The following is a 16,102-nucleotide window of genomic DNA, read 5'->3' on the forward strand; positions in this document are numbered from 1 at the left end:
TTTTTCTATTTGCTGGCTTATGCTGCAATTCGTGCTGTTCTTATACCAAAATCATTGTTTATCATATTTTAAAAACAACAAAAGCATCACCAAGGATGCTTTTCATTGATATCAATAATGCTAATAGTGCTTAAATTATTGGTTGCGCCGCTGCAGTAACACGGAACATTCTACGGCATAACTCAAGAAACTGGCCATAAACCACTCCTAACGCACCTGAGACTAAAATGTTACTCATTACAGCTGCAATTACTTGCTCTTTATTAGCACCAACGGCAAATAGGATACAAGCGTAAATAGGTGACTGGAATACCACATATGCCACCATATCAGACATTCCTTTCATCCATCGCGTTGGAGAAAGTTTATTACCACAACCAATAACATAATCACGAAACATACCGTAAGGCCATGCAATCGCAATATTAATCGGTATGGATAACGTACGTGATGCTAATGACTGTTCAAAAGACATGCCTGAAATAAAAACTTCAATCATCATCCCTGTAATAAAGCTAAATACCACCATTGCAAATATATCTGCAGCAGCATTTCTCACCTTAAATGGCACTTTAATAACAGACATTCACTTCCCTTACCCTAGCAAAATCAACCAATATTAACATGGCAAACGTTACTTAAAACCATTCAAATAACACCATGCAGTTTATGTGCGCATTAGAACAGTTTTATTGCGAAATAAGGTACTATTTTTAAATTCAGTTCCGATTTATTATCTGCAATATCTTCTATTAACAGTCATTTTATCTAGTTGTGATTTTGATGAAATATCTTTACATATTATCTGGTTACAAATATACCCACTAGATATATATTACAAATATACTTCCCTATTTATACTGTTTTTATCTCTGATAAATAAGGCGTCGCAATATGTGAATATAGCCATGCTCCGCATAAAGCACCGATAATTGGTGCCACTAATGGCACGAGGAAATAAGGAATATCTCTACCTCCTGTAAAAGTTACCCAATCCCACCCCGCAAAAAATGTAAATAGTTTAGGTCCAAAGTCTCTTGCGGGGTTCATCGCAAACCCTGTTAATGGCCCGACAGATCCGCCAATAATTGCCACAACTAATCCAATCAACAATGGCGACATTGCCCCATTAGCAATACCATTACTATCATCCGTTATTGCTAAAATAGAAAACATCAATATTGCTGTAATAATCAATTCAATAATAAAAGCCCACTGCGTTGATAATAATGGTTGAGCATAAGTTGAAAAAATAGATGCAGTATCAAGACCAGATAAGCCACTACGTATAATATGGTGAGTTATTTCATAATTATTTAGCAAGCTACCGTAAATACCATAAATAATAGCAGCAGCAAAAAAAGCGCCACCTAACTGTGCCGATATATAAGGTAGTATTTTCTTTTTATCAAATTTATTAAATGTCGCAAGTGCTATAGTAATAGCCGGATTTAAATGTGATCCTGATATTCCAGCTGTACAATAAATAGCTATAGCAACCCCTAACCCCCATATAATACTAATTTCCCAATGGCTAAATGTAGCTCCAGTAAGTTTTAATGCTGCAACGCTACCAACCCCAAAAAAAACTAATAACGCAGTACCTATAAACTCAGCAATACTTTCTTTTATAATTCTATTTTTAATATTCATTGATATATTACACCAAACTTTAATTATTTTTATATATGTAAAATCATTGAATTTACATATATAAAAAATTAATGAATACAAATACAAATATATTTTGAAATTAGCATTGCGTATAAAGTAACGCTCCTACTTATTAAATAAAAATAAGTAGAAGCATAATATTATTTTTTTAAACCTAATGTGTGTGCAGTAAGTATCGCCGAAACTACAGCTTCAGGCGTCACTATAAATGGCATATTATGAATCGTCTCACCTTCAGCACAAGATGCAATAGCAACGTCCATCAACTTATTAAGGTCAATATCTTTCACACCCAAATCAAATAAGTTAGTAGGTAAACCTACTTGATGACAGAAATTAATAACCGTATTAATTTCTTCTAATGGTGCATTTTCTAATGCTAATTGAACTAATGTACCAAAAGCTACTTTTTCGCCATGAAATAGATGATGAGCTTCTTCCAGTTGAGTCAAACCATTATGAATAGCGTGTGCCGCCGCCAAACCACTACTCTCAAAACCAATACCACTTAAATAAGTATTCGCTTCAATAATATTCATCAAAGCTTTAGATGGTAAATTATTTTCTGCTGCGATTTTGGCTTTCAAACCATCAGCTAATAAGGTCTCATAGCATAATTTAGCCAATGCTTGTGCTGATAATGTCGGTGCACCGCCAGCCATTGTTGCTTTACCCGATGCCGCATTTGCACGAGCTTCAAAATAAGTTGATAAAGCATCCCCCATTCCTGCAACTAATAATCGTACCGGTGCCTTTGCAATTATGGTCGTGTCCATAATAACCATCGTTGGGTTAGTTGGAATCATTAAATACTGATCAAATTGTCCAGTAGGGGTATAAAGGACAGCCAATGCACTTGTTGGAGCATCTGTAGAGGCTATAGTAGGAACAACAACAACTGGGATTTTTTTATAAAAACCAATCGCTTTTGCTGTATCTAATGTTTTTCCACCACCAATGCCAATAATGACATCATTGCGATCATCATCAATTTTAACTTGTAACCGATCGATTTCTTGTCGTGAACATTCACCACCAAATAATTCCATTGAAAACTGCATATCAGCATCAATAAAACTATGAGCAGCTGTTTCACCGACTAACTCCGTAACAAAATCATCAGCAATAACCATTGGATTGTTGCCGTATGGCTTTACGTAAGCTGCTATCGCTGCAATCGTATTCTCACCTTGAACATATTTACTTGGGCTAATAATAATCTTATCCATAAATATAACACCTTATTCTATTAATTATTTTTTATATTATTTAAAAATCCATAAGGTATTTTTAATTATTTTCACAATTGACACTAGCCCATTAGTTCACAATTGATTATTACCATAATGTAATAATCATCCCTATACGGCCGATAGTGGTGTTTTATTGGTATAAAAAAACCCAAACCATAACGGGTTTGGGCTTATATTATTAAGGTGATTTATAATATTCTATGCGATATTTTGACTCGGTAACTTAGGTAACTTAATCGTTAATGCAATCACTAGTGAAATAATCAATAGTGCAAACATCAAATAAAACGTTGCTATAAAGCCACCAAAGATAGAGGCAACAATTGAACCAATAAAACTACCAATACCAAAGCCTAAATAAATGATGCCATAATTTTTGGTAAGATTATTTAAACCAAAGAAGTCACTGACTAATGATGGGAATACGGTAATTGTGCCACCAAAGCTAAAGGCAATACAGCCGACAGCAACATAAAAACTCATCATACTTTGATGAGCAAATAGCAATGCACACACGCCAACTAAACACACAATCAATGCAATTGCGATAACCTTGGTACGAGCAATTTTATCTGATAACACCCCTAGCACTAAGCGCCCGCCTAAGTTAGCCACAGCAATAATAGCCACCCCCGCAGCAGCAACGTCTAACGATAAGTGTACATAACCTTGACCGATATCTTTAGCAACACCAATAACATATAAACCGCTCATACAAACAGTTAAAAAGACTAATGCTAACATCCAAAACTGCGGACATTTCATTGATTGCGCAAGACTAAAATCACGCACATCAGCAGCTGATTCTGTAGCAGACACTTGCAGTTTAGGCGCATCTTTCATCATTAAGCCACCAATAATAACCATGACCATTGCAATAATGCCCCAATAATCAAACGTGCTCTCTAAGCCATTATGCTCAAGGAAATACATATTAATGAATTTAAAACCTAAGCTACCTAATCCATAAGCACCTATAGCACAGGCTGAAATTAAACCTTTACGCTCGGGGAAAAATTTAACGCAATTAGATAATGTCATTAAATAACCAGTACCATCAGCAAAACCGATCAAAAAGCCAGCAAAGATATAAAGTAGCCATATATTTGAAGCATGCGCAGTAAGCAACAAACTCACTCCAAATAAAACGCCAGCGCCAAGGGTTACATTACGCACCCCAAATCGCTCCTGCATTTTTCCCGCCATTGATGAAGCAACAGCTAAAGCTAAGCTCATGATCCCAAAAGAAAAGGCAACACGACTCACAGGTTCAGATAACTTACCCGCAAGCTGAGCATTAAATAAGCTCCAAGTATAAACAGAGCCTAAAGCAAACTGAGTAATAATAGTGCCCAGTAACGTGAAATAACGACTACGATGGGTAAGTTGGTTGGTCATGGCGATGCCCTCTTACGATGAAAATATTCAAGGTAACCTTGTGTCATACCTTGGTGCTGGTCACCAAAATACGACAATAACCACATATAACAAGAGGACGATAAAACAATAAAATCAGTGGTAACTTATAAGGAATAAAATACAATATAGCGGCATGAAATGCATTATAGCCGCTAACAATATACTGTTATTTACAACTGCATTAAGACACGGAAGGCTTTTAAATTACTGCGACTAACAGGAATATGCTGTTCAACATTAGCAAGCTTTATCATATAAGTACTATTAACCCACGGAATAATCTCTTTAACGTCATTAATATTTATACAATAAGAACGGTGACAGCGGAAAAAGTCACTAACGGGCAAGCGAAGCATTAATTCACTAATCGTAACCGGTGCAATAAAACATCCTTCGGATGTATAAACATGAGTAACTTTTTCATGCGCAATAGCACAACAAATGTCACCAATCGCAGTAACATGAATACGATTATTATGCATTAAGTTGATAGTTTGACTACGTATATTCGTTGGTGGCTGTTGAGGTTCTTGATCTTGAGCACGAGTGTGTAATTTAGTTAATAATCCCATAACTCGTTGCTCATTAAGCGGTTTTAATAAATAATCAACCGCTTCTAATTCAAAGGCATCAACCGCATATTCTTTATAAGCAGTAGTAAATACGATTTGAGGTTTATGTAAAAATTGAGCAATATTGCGCGCTAACAACATACCATCAATTGACGGGATATTAATATCTAAAAAAACAATATCAACCTTGTTAGATTGTAAGAATTTAAAGGCATCTAAACCATCATCAAAAGCTGCAACAATATTAATTGTGCTATGTTTTTCAATTAAATAAGTTAATTCTTCACGTGCTAAATATTCATCTTCTACGATCAGGGCGTTTAGTTTCATGGCACTAATCCTGTTCTTTTACATAAAATTTCATGGTCGTACCTTGCTCAAGGCGACAAATATGCAAACCATCGCCAAATAATAATAATAGCCGCTGATGAACGTTATTTAGTCCGATGCGATGTGAATCTATTTTACCTTGATATAATTTATCAATAGTTTGTTGATCAATACCAACCCCAGTATCTGTGATAGTAATAACCACATTATCAACACTTTTTTTAACCGAAATCAGCACCTTACCAGCCACTCGTGATGGTTGAATACCATGCAAAATAGCATTTTCGACCAGAGGCTGAATCAACAAACACGGTACGCGCGGATGTACATCATCAATATCAAACACCACTTCAAGTTTTGGACCAAAACGGGCTTGCTCAATGGCGACATAATCACGTACTTGCTGAATTTCTTCTTGAATATCAATTAGCTCTACATCTCGTTCTAAATTGTACCGTAAAAAATCCGCTAAATTAGCAATAAGTTGCCGAGCATCATCGGGACGAATACGAATTAAAGTAGAGATAGCATTGAGTGCATTAAATAAAAAATGAGGGTTTATTTTGCTTTGTAGTGCTGAAAATTCAGCTTTTGAAGCCATTTGCTTTAGTTGCTCAATCCGTGAGACTTCCATTTGGGTTGATATTATTTGTGATAATCCAATCGCCATTTCACGCAACGACATTCGAATACGATCGGGCTGGCAATAAAATATTTTAAGCGTGCCACTAACCTCACCATTTTCCCATAATGGAATAATAAGCAATGAATGAAAGTTATGCACATTGAGGTTATTACTAATGATTTGTTCGCCGCTTTCTACTGCTTGACGCGTCATTTGACTAATTTTATGGTGGGCATCTAGAAATTGTTCTTCTCCACGACCAACATAAGCACGTACATCTTGAGTATTGGTTATTGCAACCGCATCTGCACCCGTATAAAACCGAATGATACTGCATACTTTTTGTAAAGCATGGCGAGTATTAATTCGAAAATAAGGCAAGGTTTTATTAGCAATATCAAGAGCTAACTTCGCTTGTTGAGCTGCGATAAGATCCTTTTCTTCATCAAGATCTTGTACTAATTTAATAATTAGTCCAATCGATAATGTGCCCACAATCATCGGAAAACTAATATGAGAAACAATATTATAAGCCTGAACTTTGTTATGAGATAGCACCACAATTAGCACCATTGTCAACATTTCACAACACATCCCAGCAAGAATACCAAGTAAGGCATAATTCTTTTTAGCGCATTTACAGTGGATCCATGTTGCTAATAATCCAGCAAAAATACTCGTAATCAAACATGCAACAGATGTAGGGCCATCAACATCGATTAAATAACGGTGAATACCGGCAATAATACCAGCAGGAATACCAACCCACGGCCCAAAAATAATGCCACCCGACAACACTGCGATAATACGCACATTCACTAATGAGCCGTCTACATTTAAGCCGGTATAAGTGCTAAATACGGCAAATAAAATAAATAAAGACGAAATCATTGCTGTTTCAACAGGACGTCGATGGGTTTTCTTTACGATTGATTGAAACAATTGCGTACGCGTTAATAAAAATAATGTCATCAACATCAATGCAGCGCGTTCAAATACTGCTAATAACATCATTAATTGTTCGCTATACATCACTCAACCTTAACTATAAGTAAATAACATCACTCGTTGATCTGTTTTACCAATATCAATCTGCTTAGTAATTGAAGATTATGTTATTTGTGAAGTCACCATGTTTTAATTAAAATCAAAAATAAGCAATTTAATCTCAGCAAAAGTATTTCGTGTATTTTTTATACAACAATATGGACAAATATATTCGACCATTGCTAGGTTGTTATCAAGAGACTGTTACAATACTGGTATAAAGTTCAGCTATGCATGTATAGTTAATGCACCTGAACAGTTAATCATTATTAAACTGAGATTGTTTTATGCCTTCACAACTAAGTACTATCCTGCAAAACTCTCAACTAGCAGAGCAATTGCTATCTGAATCACAAACTCGCGGCTTTGTAACAGCAATGGCAGCGGCACCGCATCTTATAGATCCAACTGAATGGCTAGCATTTATGTGGGGTGGCGAAGAAACATCACCTTTTGAAAATCATGATGACTTAGAAACTTACGCAAAAGCAATCATCGAAATCTGGAACGAAGCACGTGCTGCATTATTTGAAAGTAGTTGGCAATGGCCTGATGGCTGTGCATTAGACGATAGCCAAATTGTAACTGAAGCAACCAGCAACTTCTGTGAGGGTATGCTTCAAGGATGGCAATTAGCACGTGATGATTGGGAAACTATTATGCCACCAGATAGTGAAGATAACGCGCTACTTGGCGGTGTATTACTGTCTTTTAGTTTGTTATTTGATCCAGAAACCGCATTAGAAGCACTGAAAGAACAAAATGCTGATGCTCTCGCGCAATTTGAAGAAATCTTCAACGCTATTCCAGTCATGCTATGCGGCCTAACCCAACGTGGTGCACAACTCGTAGCAGCCCAATAGTCTGTCATCTAATACGATAATAAAAAGGCGACTCGATTCTTTTTACTAGTAATAGTATTAGATCTAATCGCCTTTTCTTTTACATTGAGTAAGTGACTACTTACGCATTACCTTTCACTGTAACTCAGCAGCAAAATCGAGCATTCGATTAAGAGGAATGAGTGATTTTAAACGCACAGCTTCATCCACAAAAATTTCATGCTGTTGGCCACCTTCAGCTAAAGCGGTATAAATAGCTTTTAATCCATTCATAGCCATCCACGGACAATGTGCACAACTACGACAAGTTGCGCCAGCCCCCGCAGTTGGAGCTTCAATTAATTCTTTATTTGGCACCATTTGCTGCATCTTAAAGAAAATGCCTTTATCGGTTGCCACGATTAATTTGGTTTGCGGCAGTGTTGTTGCAGCTTTGATTAACTGGCTAGTAGATCCAACCGCATCAGCCAATGCGACGACACTTGCCGGTGACTCAGGATGCACTAAAATAGCGGCATCTGGATGAAGATGTTTCATCTGTTTTAGTGCTTGCGCTGAAAACTCATCATGTACAATACATTCACCCTGCCACAATAACATCTCTGCGCCAGTCTGCTTTTGAATATAGCCGCCAAGATGACGATCTGGCCCCCAAATGATTTTACGGCCTTCACTGTCTAAATGATCAATAATTTCTAAAGCGATGCTCGATGTAACAACCCAATCAGCACGTGCTTTAACTGCAGCAGAAGTATTAGCATAAACGACTACCGTATGATCAGGGTGTTCATCACAGAATGTGGTAAATGCATCAACAGGACAGCCAAGATCGAGTGAACACTCAGCATCTAACGTCGGCATTAATACCTTTTTTTCAGGCGTTAATATTTTTGCCGATTCACCCATAAATCTCACCCCACAAACAATCAGGGTTGTTGCTGGGTGTTGATTACCAAAGCGTGCCATTTCAAGCGAGTCACCCACAAAACCACCAGTTACTTCAGCTAGGGCCTGAATTTCGGGATCAGTGTAGTAGTGAGCAATCAGTACAGCATTATTATCCTGTAGTAGCTGCTTAATTTTTGTAATATAAACCTGCTTTTCATTATCCGATAAGACAGCAGGTTTAGGTGGAAACGGATAAACCATTTCCGATGGATCAAATGCAATATTCATTATTCATTTGCTCGTCAGCATTCCTTACATGTTTAGTTATTATACCTGTGAATTTCGAAATTTCACCGTCAACAAATAAACACGCACCAATACACACATATACCCAAAAAGCATATAAAATACCCAAAACATCTACATAAAAGTGAATTTTACGTCATTTTATTCTGAGAATCCTCTGAGAACATCTCAGAAAAAATAATAGTGACATTGATCACAGTTTTAAACCTTAGTCTATTAAATAATACTTTATCGCTTTTAAAGCAAAGATTTAACTACCTGTAGAAGAGGTGAGACATTGATGAATGTCTATAACTGTCATCAAACTAGCCCTTACGGCATATAATTATAATTTAAGCCGAAAGCCTTTCTCATTTGAGAAAGGCTTTATTTTTGAAGGTTAGACTGTCTTTAGAAACACTAAAAAAAATAGTGATAATTTCTTTGGGTAAATGTGTATTACTCAGTACTTTTACTAAGTTTACATTCTGACCAAAAAACACTTTTTTTTCGAGTTCAGCCACAGAGATAGGCCTACCAACGTTATCAAAGACGTACTTAATGAAACGATAGTTACCGCTCCCATCTCGAACAGAAATCACTTTCTGTCCACTGAAATACACTGTTTTAGTGCTTTCATCAAATTGTAGCAGCTGCTCTTTTGCTGAAAAAACCTGTAATAAATAAAGATAAGAGACAACTGCTATACAACAAAACAGAACAACCAAAATAAATGTTGGTATATCCATATGCTAACCTATTCTGCTTGATGGCATATCTTCGTTATATTATTTTTACCTACCCAATCAACTAACTTTTGGGGATCAAGGTTACACAATGTTATAATTGAGCCCGTTTGAGCTGTCCAACCATCCTTTTTCCATTTCTGAATCTGTGCAAGTATATCGGCTTCTGTATGATTATTTTTTAACGATTGCTCGATAATATTAAACGCATTCTCGCCTGCCATTTTTGTTACATAATCATCATTAACTTTGGAGTAATATGAGAATATTCCACCTGTTATCCAACCAGATAACGCCAATAATACTAATAATGCTGATATTGACTTATTCATCTTAATCACCCTAAAACTAGATATGTAAACGGCAAATAGTAGTGATTGAAGAATCAGATAAAATCGTCTTAAACTTACTGCGATCATTATCACAAATCGTAGTCACTGATCCTGTCTGTGCCGTCCAGCCATCGGCAAACCATAGCTGCATTTGCGCGACAATTTCTTGGTCTGTTTTCTTGTCTTGTAAGGACTGAGAAACGATATTGTACGCATTCTCAGTTATCTTATCGTTAATTAAAGTACGATCATTATGTAGATGCATAAACATCAGATAAGCCGCAAAAATCCAGCCTGAAATAGAAATTAATGAATATAATGCTATCTTTTTTTTATCTAACACAAGAACTCCAACTATCCATAGTATTAACCTTAAGGTAAGTAGTAAAACTACTCATTTTTCAAGGTGATCATACCAAAAAAACATCAAAAAAAAAGCCCACATCTCTGTAGGCTTTAAATCTATCAATAACGATAAATTTAGTGCTTTGATAAATTAGTTAATGCAGACTGAGCTTGCTTAGCGCTGGTTGAATTAGGATACCCTTTCACGACTTGAGTATAATAAGACATAGCTTTTACTGTGTCGTTACCACGTTCAGCGATAACACCTAGCTTTAATAATGCATCCGCACGCTTACTTGAGTCTTTGATGCTTGCGACTACCTCAAAATTCTTTGCCGCTTGCGATAAGTCATTTTGAGCAAAATAGAGCTGTCCTAACCAGTAACTCGCATTTGGCTTATACACAGAATCAGGATAAGAAGTTAAGAAAGACTGAAAGGCTTGAGTTGCTCCTTGATAGTCTTTCTTTTTTAAGATCAAATTCACCGCATTCTGATAAGCATCATTCTCGCCCATATTTTTAGAATATGCTTCTGTCGGTGTATTACTGGTCTCTTTAGCCGCTGGGGCTGCTTTTACTGGCTGACGACTTAACTGATCGACATCATTATACAATTGCCGTTGACGCTCTTTCATCTGCTTAATATCGTAGCTATTACGCTCTACTTTGCCACGAATATTATCAAGATCAGCAGACATTTGATCTAACTGACGTTGAACCTGTAATTGCGATTGCCCTTGTGCTTCAAGCATACGTTCTAAAGTTTGTAAATTAGCTGCTGAAGCAGGAGCGGCGACCACTTGGGTCGCCGCGCCAACCAGCAACACTAATGCAAATTGACGCATTATTTTGTTACTGTTCATAATTATCAACCTAAATCTTAATTAGTATACGATCACTGCACGACGATTTTTCGCATAATCAGCGTCAGTATGTCCAAACAATAATGGCTTTTCTTCACCGTAGCTAACAATCGACATTTGATTAGCCGGTACACCTAAAGCCTGTAAATATTGAGATACAGCAGTTGCACGACGCTCACCAAGTGCAATGTTATATTCAGGGGTACCACGCTCATCAGCATGACCTTGAACAATTACCTTAACATTTGGGTTATTACGTAAATATTCTGCATGTGCCTCCAACATTTTTTGATATTCCGGTTGGATTTCAGCATTGTCAAATTTAAAGAACACTGTTTGTTCTTCTTGACGCAACTTTTGCATTTGTTGTTCATGCAATTGTTGTTCAGTCATTGCACCATTTTGATCGACTGGTGTCGAGATAGTTGTTTGACCAGCACCACCGCCACCTATACCACCATTTTGGTTTTGAGACGCAGCTGAACTACCAGCACTGTCTGTTGAACTACATGCTGCCAATGTCATCATTGGTAGCGCAATCGCTAGGCCTTTTAAAATTCGGTTAAGTTGCATCTATTTTTCATCCTTTATCATTCAGTAATACCCATTATTTGGGTATGTTATTGTTCTATAATCCTATTATAGGAATGGACCCCAAGCAGGAGCTCGTACACGTTTACTTGTCGACGGTAAACGCGCCTGGAATCGACCATCAATAGATACCAAAGACAATTCATAACTATTATTTTGTGCTGAGCTATAAATAATCATGCTACCGTTAGGTGCAATACTTGGTGATTCAGCTAAGTTTGCTTTTGTTAAAATCTGCACTGCACCACTTTTTAAGTCTTGTTTAGCGATGTTATAACCGCTATCTGAACGATTAACCATCACTAAGAAACGGCCATCAGGGGTGATTTGAGCCCCCATGTTTTGACTACCCTGCCATGTTACACGTTGAGTATCACCAGTAGCTAAATCAAGATGATAAATTTGTGGGCGGCCACCACGATCTGAAGTGAAATACATTGATTTACCATCTGGCGTCCAAACTTCTTCAGTATTATTAGCTCGACCATGAGTGATTTGACGTAATTCTTTCGTCCGTAGATCTTTAATATAAATCTGTAAGCTACCCGTCTTTGATAACACCATCGCTAATTTTGTACCATCAGGTGAAAACTGCGGTGAACCATTATGACGTGGATAATTAGCAATAAGTTCACGAGTACCTTTATAAATATTCAGTACAAAAATTTCAGCTTTGCCATTTTCAAAGCTGACATAAGCTAACTTACTGCCATCAGGAGACCAAGCTGGCGACATTAACGGCTGCTTTGATTTTAAAACTACACGTTCGTTATAGCCGTCATAATCAGCAACACGTAATTGGTATGGAAATTCTGCCCCTTGATTATCATCTACATAAGCAATACGGGTTAAAAAAGCACCACGCTCACCGGTGAGTTTTTGATAAATCATATCTGAAATTCGATGCGCATATTGACGCATTCGATCAGGCTTTACTACCGCACGATTATTTAAAAGTAAGTAATCACTCGCAGCACCTTGCGAATCACTATTCAGTTTGCCTTTAACGACATCAACCAGTTGGTAATCAATAACATAATTACCATCTGCGTCTTGAGTAATACTGCCCGTTACAACCGCATCTACCCCTAATTTAGTCCACGCACTGTAATTAATTTGGCTTTCGTTATAAGGGTGTTGTGGTAACTTATTATTTGCTAGTGGGCTAAATTTACCACTTCGCTGTAAGTCAGAAGAAATGACAGCTGAAATATCGGTAGGTAATTTATTTTGGCCTTGCCATTCAAAAGGTACTATCCCTATTGGACGGGCGGAATCAACACCATCAGTGATGACTAAATCAAGTGCAGCATGTGCACATTGGCTAACGCTTAGTAAGGCAAAAAAAACACCTATCATCCAACGTTTCATCAATCGCTCCTTATCGTTACGAAAGCCACAACTATTGTTGTGGCAAAAAATAAAGTAAATATTCAACAACTTCTATGGACTAACAGTCAGATTAATAACCCGTAATTGCTTAACGACATCAGGATTATCTGGCATTGGAAACTCACTCACTTGCAGTACGGCTGATTTAGCTGCTCGACAAAGAGTATCATTCCCAGCTAACTGAGAAACATTTAACACTAAACCATTAGCAGACAAACGTAACGTTAGCTTACATTCTTGACCTTTAAAGCTTTGATCAACCAATAAATTTTGTTGAATCATTTGCTTATAAATAGCACCATAACGGGCTACTTCATCAGCAATATGCTTACCTCGAGCACCACCACGTTGTGCATTCTCAGCTTCTAGCCCAGAAAACATATCATTTAATGCTGCATCTTGTTTCGCTTGAGCTTCTGCCTTTGCTTTAGCCTCTGCCTTTGCTTTAGCCTCTGCCTTTGCTTTAGCATCAGCCTTTGCTTTAGCCTCTGCCTTTGCTTTAGCCTCTGCCTTCGCTTGAGCATCTGCCTTTGCTTGAGCATCTGCCTTCGCTTTAGCATCTGCCTTCGCTTTAGCCTCTGCCTTCGCTTTAGCCTCTGCCTTTGCTTGAGCATCTGCCTTCGCTTTAGCCTCTACCTTCGCTTTAGCCTCTGCCTTTGCTTGAGCCTCTGCCTTCGCTTTAGCCTCTGCCTTTGCTTGAGCCTCTGCCTTTGCTTGAGCCTCTGCCTTCGCTTTAGCCTCTGCCTTTGCTTTAGCTTCTAATGCTTGTTGCTGCTGTAATTGTTGTTGTTTTTCGGCCTCACGCGTTTGTTTTTCAGCCGCCAACTTATCGGCTTTTAGTTGCCGTATTCGTTCAGCTTCTGCTTTACGCTGGGTTTCAAGGGCTGCTGTTTGCTGTTCTAAACGATCTTGGCGTGCCTGCTCAGCCTCTTTGGCCGCTTGACGTTGTTGCCGAATCTGCTGAGCTTGTTGATTCAACATTGCAGGATCAACCATGGTCGCTTGGATTGTATTACCTACAGGCTGTTTATTATCAAAGGTAAAATCAGCTCCCCATAATAGCAGCACAATTAATAACGCGTGAATGGCCACCGATATAACGACAGACTTAGAATAATTACTCTTCTTCATGCCTTAATTTCCGGGTTTATCTAACGGATCAGTCATCAAGCCTACAGATCCTACCCCAGCATGGCTTAGCGCATCTAAGGTTTCGACAATATTAGCGTAAGGTGTGCGTCCATCACCACCAACCATCACTAAGGTTTTTGGATTACTCGCAAGTTCAGCTTTTACGCGCGCAATTAGCTCATCAAGACTCAGCCCGTGCGCCATATCAGCATTATCAATGCTAACCCCTAAATTGCCATCTTTATCGACTTCAACAATGATTGGCGGAGTATTATTATCTTTATTTAATTGCGCAACTGTTTCAGCAGTTTGGGTTTTAGGTAGATCAACATCTACCCCTTGGCTAACAAACGGCGCTGTCACCATAAAGATAATTAATAAAACCAACATAACATCAATGTAAGGGACGACATTAATTTCTGCCGTCATTTTGCGTTTCTTCGGTTGATAAGCCATTGCTTATTACTCCTGATTCGCCGCAAATGCCTGACGATGTAATATGCTTGAAAATTCTTCCATAAAGGTTACATAAGTATGTTCAAGTTTAGTCACTTTATTAGTAAGGCGGTTATAAAACATTACAGCAGGAATCGCAGCAAAAAGTCCCATTGCTGTTGCTACTAATGCTTCAGCAATACCAGGAGCAACCATGGCCAATGTTGCTTGTTTTACCGCACCAAGTGCAATAAATGCAGTCATAATGCCCCATACCGTACCAAAAAGGCCGATATAAGGACTGATTGAACCTACGGTAGCAAGAAACGGTAAATTCGTTTCTAGCTCATCGACTTCTTTGGATAATGACACTCGCATTGCACGCCCAGTACCTTCCATTACCGCTTCAGGCACTCGACCATTACTACGATGCAAACGTGCAAATTCTTTAAAGCCAGAGTAAAAAATTCGCTCAGATCCTGACAGCTCTTCTTTGCGATCTTGAATTTCTTGATAAAGCTGCGAAAGGTCAATACCAGACCAAAAGCGATCTTCAAATTGAGCTGCGTTACGTTCAGCGCTGTTTAAAACTTGCGAGCGTTTAATGATCATTGCCCAAGAAGCAATCGACATTCCAAGCAAAATAAGCATAACCAGTTTTACCAACAAACTTGCTTGTAAAAAAAGGTCTAAAATGGTTAATTCTGAATTCACTTAATTGATCTCCGGCTTTAATTGTGCAGGTAACGCTATTGGTTTCATGATGGTTGGATTAATACAGGCAATTTTTACAATTGCACGGCAAAAGACCACATTATCGTCATTAACAAGCTCTTGATTAAATTCTATTGATGCACGACGTACATTTTGAATAGTTGTATTAACAACAAGCTGATCATCTAGTCTTGCACCGCGAATAAAATCAATATTCATACTGCGTACCACAAAGCTCATATTATCAGCAAATAATTGTTGCTGACTTAAGCCAATATAACGCAGTAGTTCTGTCCTTGCTCGCTCAAAAAACTTCAAGTAATTGGCATGGTATACCACCCCACCCACATCGGTATCTTCATAATAAATGGTAATTGGCCATTTAAAAATATCTTGTTCTTTCATTTGGTATCCATAACCGTCATGCCTACACGGTGCTAACAATCTCGCTTAATACTACTATACCCTAACTCACCCACGGATAGTTACCGTGGAGCTAATAGATGGGAGCATTTAACTGAAAAATGAAATTTGTCAGTAGGTTCTGACAATCAAATCACAATTCTGTTCAGTTATCATGCATTAAAAACGAATTGTTAATCATGGTTACAATTTAC

At 37.8% G+C, this 16,102-nt stretch carries 18 protein-coding genes; 1 reads left to right on the plus strand and 17 read right to left on the minus strand.

The features are described 5' to 3' along the window. Positions 1–130: 130 nt before the first annotated feature. The 6 genes from PPBDW_RS10610 to PPBDW_RS10635 form a co-directional block, all read right to left on the minus strand. Positions 131–586, minus strand: coding sequence for an L-alanine exporter AlaE (locus PPBDW_RS10610; protein WP_036795383.1), 456 nt, complete (start codon positions 584–586; stop codon positions 131–133). 269 nt (positions 587–855) lie between these two features. Next, positions 856–1,659 (minus strand): MIP/aquaporin family protein, encoded by an 804-nt coding sequence (locus PPBDW_RS10615; protein ID WP_424022320.1) that lies wholly within the window; start codon positions 1,657–1,659, stop codon positions 856–858. Between the two features lie 155 nt (positions 1,660–1,814). After that, a complete protein-coding gene (locus tag PPBDW_RS10620) occupies positions 1,815–2,903 on the minus strand; it encodes a glycerol dehydrogenase (RefSeq protein WP_036795385.1) in 1,089 nt (362 codons plus the stop codon). A gap of 222 nt (positions 2,904–3,125) precedes the next feature. Then, positions 3,126–4,325: an OFA family MFS transporter gene (locus PPBDW_RS10625; RefSeq protein ID WP_036795387.1), complete on the minus strand. Its 1,200-nt coding sequence runs from the start codon at positions 4,323–4,325 to the stop codon at positions 3,126–3,128. Positions 4,326–4,516: 191 nt separating this feature from the next. Then, positions 4,517–5,248, minus strand: coding sequence for a LytR/AlgR family response regulator transcription factor (locus PPBDW_RS10630; RefSeq protein WP_036795388.1), 732 nt, complete (start codon positions 5,246–5,248; stop codon positions 4,517–4,519). 4 nt (positions 5,249–5,252) lie between these two features. Further along, a complete protein-coding gene (locus PPBDW_RS10635; RefSeq protein ID WP_036795389.1) occupies positions 5,253–6,905 on the minus strand; it encodes a LytS/YhcK type 5TM receptor domain-containing protein in 1,653 nt (550 codons plus the stop codon). A 302-nt stretch (positions 6,906–7,207) separates the two neighbouring features. Here PPBDW_RS10635 and PPBDW_RS10640 point away from each other — a divergent pair, with 302 nt between their 5' ends. Continuing rightward, complete coding sequence (locus tag PPBDW_RS10640) at positions 7,208–7,783, plus strand: UPF0149 family protein (protein ID WP_036795390.1); 576 nt, start codon at positions 7,208–7,210, stop codon at positions 7,781–7,783. A 114-nt stretch (positions 7,784–7,897) separates the two neighbouring features. Here PPBDW_RS10640 and nadA read toward each other — a convergent pair whose 3' ends face one another. The 11 genes from nadA to ybgC all read right to left on the minus strand — a co-directional run bounded on the left by nadA (position 7,898) and on the right by ybgC (position 15,890). Further along, positions 7,898–8,938, minus strand: a complete 1,041-nt coding sequence (gene nadA / locus PPBDW_RS10645) for a quinolinate synthase NadA (RefSeq protein WP_036795391.1) — start codon at positions 8,936–8,938, stop codon at positions 7,898–7,900. A 368-nt stretch (positions 8,939–9,306) separates the two neighbouring features. Then, the gene (locus PPBDW_RS10650) at positions 9,307–9,684 is read right to left on the minus strand and encodes a hypothetical protein (protein WP_036795392.1); all 378 of its coding nucleotides are present in this window, start codon (positions 9,682–9,684) and stop codon (positions 9,307–9,309) included. A gap of 8 nt (positions 9,685–9,692) precedes the next feature. Beyond that, entirely contained in the window at positions 9,693–10,013 is a 321-nt protein-coding gene (locus PPBDW_RS10655; protein ID WP_036795393.1) for a hypothetical protein, read from the minus strand. Positions 10,014–10,029: 16 nt separating this feature from the next. After that, positions 10,030–10,356 carry a hypothetical protein gene (locus PPBDW_RS10660; protein WP_036795395.1) on the minus strand — a complete coding sequence of 109 codons (327 nt, stop codon included), beginning with the start codon at positions 10,354–10,356 and terminating at the stop codon, positions 10,030–10,032. 137 nt (positions 10,357–10,493) lie between these two features. Further along, positions 10,494–11,222 (minus strand): tol-pal system protein YbgF, encoded by a 729-nt coding sequence (gene ybgF / locus PPBDW_RS10665; protein WP_036795397.1) that lies wholly within the window; start codon positions 11,220–11,222, stop codon positions 10,494–10,496. A 21-nt stretch (positions 11,223–11,243) separates the two neighbouring features. Beyond that, a complete protein-coding gene (gene pal, locus PPBDW_RS10670; RefSeq protein WP_036795399.1) occupies positions 11,244–11,795 on the minus strand; it encodes a peptidoglycan-associated lipoprotein Pal in 552 nt (183 codons plus the stop codon). A 66-nt stretch (positions 11,796–11,861) separates the two neighbouring features. Then, positions 11,862–13,184 carry a Tol-Pal system beta propeller repeat protein TolB gene (tolB, locus tag PPBDW_RS10675; RefSeq protein ID WP_036795401.1) on the minus strand — a complete coding sequence of 441 codons (1,323 nt, stop codon included), beginning with the start codon at positions 13,182–13,184 and terminating at the stop codon, positions 11,862–11,864. Between the two features lie 72 nt (positions 13,185–13,256). Continuing rightward, positions 13,257–14,336: a cell envelope integrity protein TolA gene (tolA, locus tag PPBDW_RS10680; protein ID WP_036795403.1), complete on the minus strand. Its 1,080-nt coding sequence runs from the start codon at positions 14,334–14,336 to the stop codon at positions 13,257–13,259. A 3-nt stretch (positions 14,337–14,339) separates the two neighbouring features. Further along, positions 14,340–14,792 (minus strand): protein TolR, encoded by a 453-nt coding sequence (gene tolR / locus PPBDW_RS10685; RefSeq protein ID WP_036795404.1) that lies wholly within the window; start codon positions 14,790–14,792, stop codon positions 14,340–14,342. A gap of 6 nt (positions 14,793–14,798) precedes the next feature. Continuing rightward, positions 14,799–15,485: a protein TolQ gene (gene tolQ, locus PPBDW_RS10690; protein ID WP_036795405.1), complete on the minus strand. Its 687-nt coding sequence runs from the start codon at positions 15,483–15,485 to the stop codon at positions 14,799–14,801. Further along, positions 15,486–15,890, minus strand: a complete 405-nt coding sequence (gene ybgC / locus PPBDW_RS10695) for a tol-pal system-associated acyl-CoA thioesterase (RefSeq protein ID WP_036795407.1) — start codon at positions 15,888–15,890, stop codon at positions 15,486–15,488. Between the last annotated feature and the right edge of the window lie 212 nt (positions 15,891–16,102).

It is taken from the genome of Photobacterium kishitanii, assembly GCF_000613045.3.
GTDB lineage: Bacteria > Pseudomonadota > Gammaproteobacteria > Enterobacterales > Vibrionaceae > Photobacterium > Photobacterium kishitanii.

What these genes read in the sequence shown, in the direction of transcription:
- PPBDW_RS10640 (WP_036795390.1), top strand. Translation starts at nt 7,208, where the DNA reads ATGCCTTCACAACTAAGTACTATCCTGCAAAACTCTCAACTAGCAGAG.
- tolA (WP_036795403.1), bottom strand. Translation starts at nt 14,336, where the DNA reads ATGAAGAAGAGTAATTATTCTAAGTCTGTCGTTATATCGGTGGCCATT.
- pal (WP_036795399.1), bottom strand. Translation starts at nt 11,795, where the DNA reads ATGCAACTTAACCGAATTTTAAAAGGCCTAGCGATTGCGCTACCAATG.
- PPBDW_RS10655 (WP_036795393.1), bottom strand. Translation starts at nt 10,013, where the DNA reads ATGAATAAGTCAATATCAGCATTATTAGTATTATTGGCGTTATCTGGT.
- PPBDW_RS10630 (WP_036795388.1), bottom strand. Translation starts at nt 5,248, where the DNA reads ATGAAACTAAACGCCCTGATCGTAGAAGATGAATATTTAGCACGTGAA.
- nadA (WP_036795391.1), bottom strand. Translation starts at nt 8,938, where the DNA reads ATGAATATTGCATTTGATCCATCGGAAATGGTTTATCCGTTTCCACCT.
- ybgF (WP_036795397.1), bottom strand. Translation starts at nt 11,222, where the DNA reads ATGAACAGTAACAAAATAATGCGTCAATTTGCATTAGTGTTGCTGGTT.
- tolB (WP_036795401.1), bottom strand. Translation starts at nt 13,184, where the DNA reads ATGAAACGTTGGATGATAGGTGTTTTTTTTGCCTTACTAAGCGTTAGC.
- ybgC (WP_036795407.1), bottom strand. Translation starts at nt 15,890, where the DNA reads ATGAAAGAACAAGATATTTTTAAATGGCCAATTACCATTTATTATGAA.
- PPBDW_RS10620 (WP_036795385.1), bottom strand. Translation starts at nt 2,903, where the DNA reads ATGGATAAGATTATTATTAGCCCAAGTAAATATGTTCAAGGTGAGAAT.
- PPBDW_RS10610 (WP_036795383.1), bottom strand. Translation starts at nt 586, where the DNA reads ATGTCTGTTATTAAAGTGCCATTTAAGGTGAGAAATGCTGCTGCAGAT.
- PPBDW_RS10625 (WP_036795387.1), bottom strand. Translation starts at nt 4,325, where the DNA reads ATGACCAACCAACTTACCCATCGTAGTCGTTATTTCACGTTACTGGGC.
- PPBDW_RS10650 (WP_036795392.1), bottom strand. Translation starts at nt 9,684, where the DNA reads ATGGATATACCAACATTTATTTTGGTTGTTCTGTTTTGTTGTATAGCA.
- tolR (WP_036795404.1), bottom strand. Translation starts at nt 14,792, where the DNA reads ATGGCTTATCAACCGAAGAAACGCAAAATGACGGCAGAAATTAATGTC.
- PPBDW_RS10635 (WP_036795389.1), bottom strand. Translation starts at nt 6,905, where the DNA reads ATGTATAGCGAACAATTAATGATGTTATTAGCAGTATTTGAACGCGCT.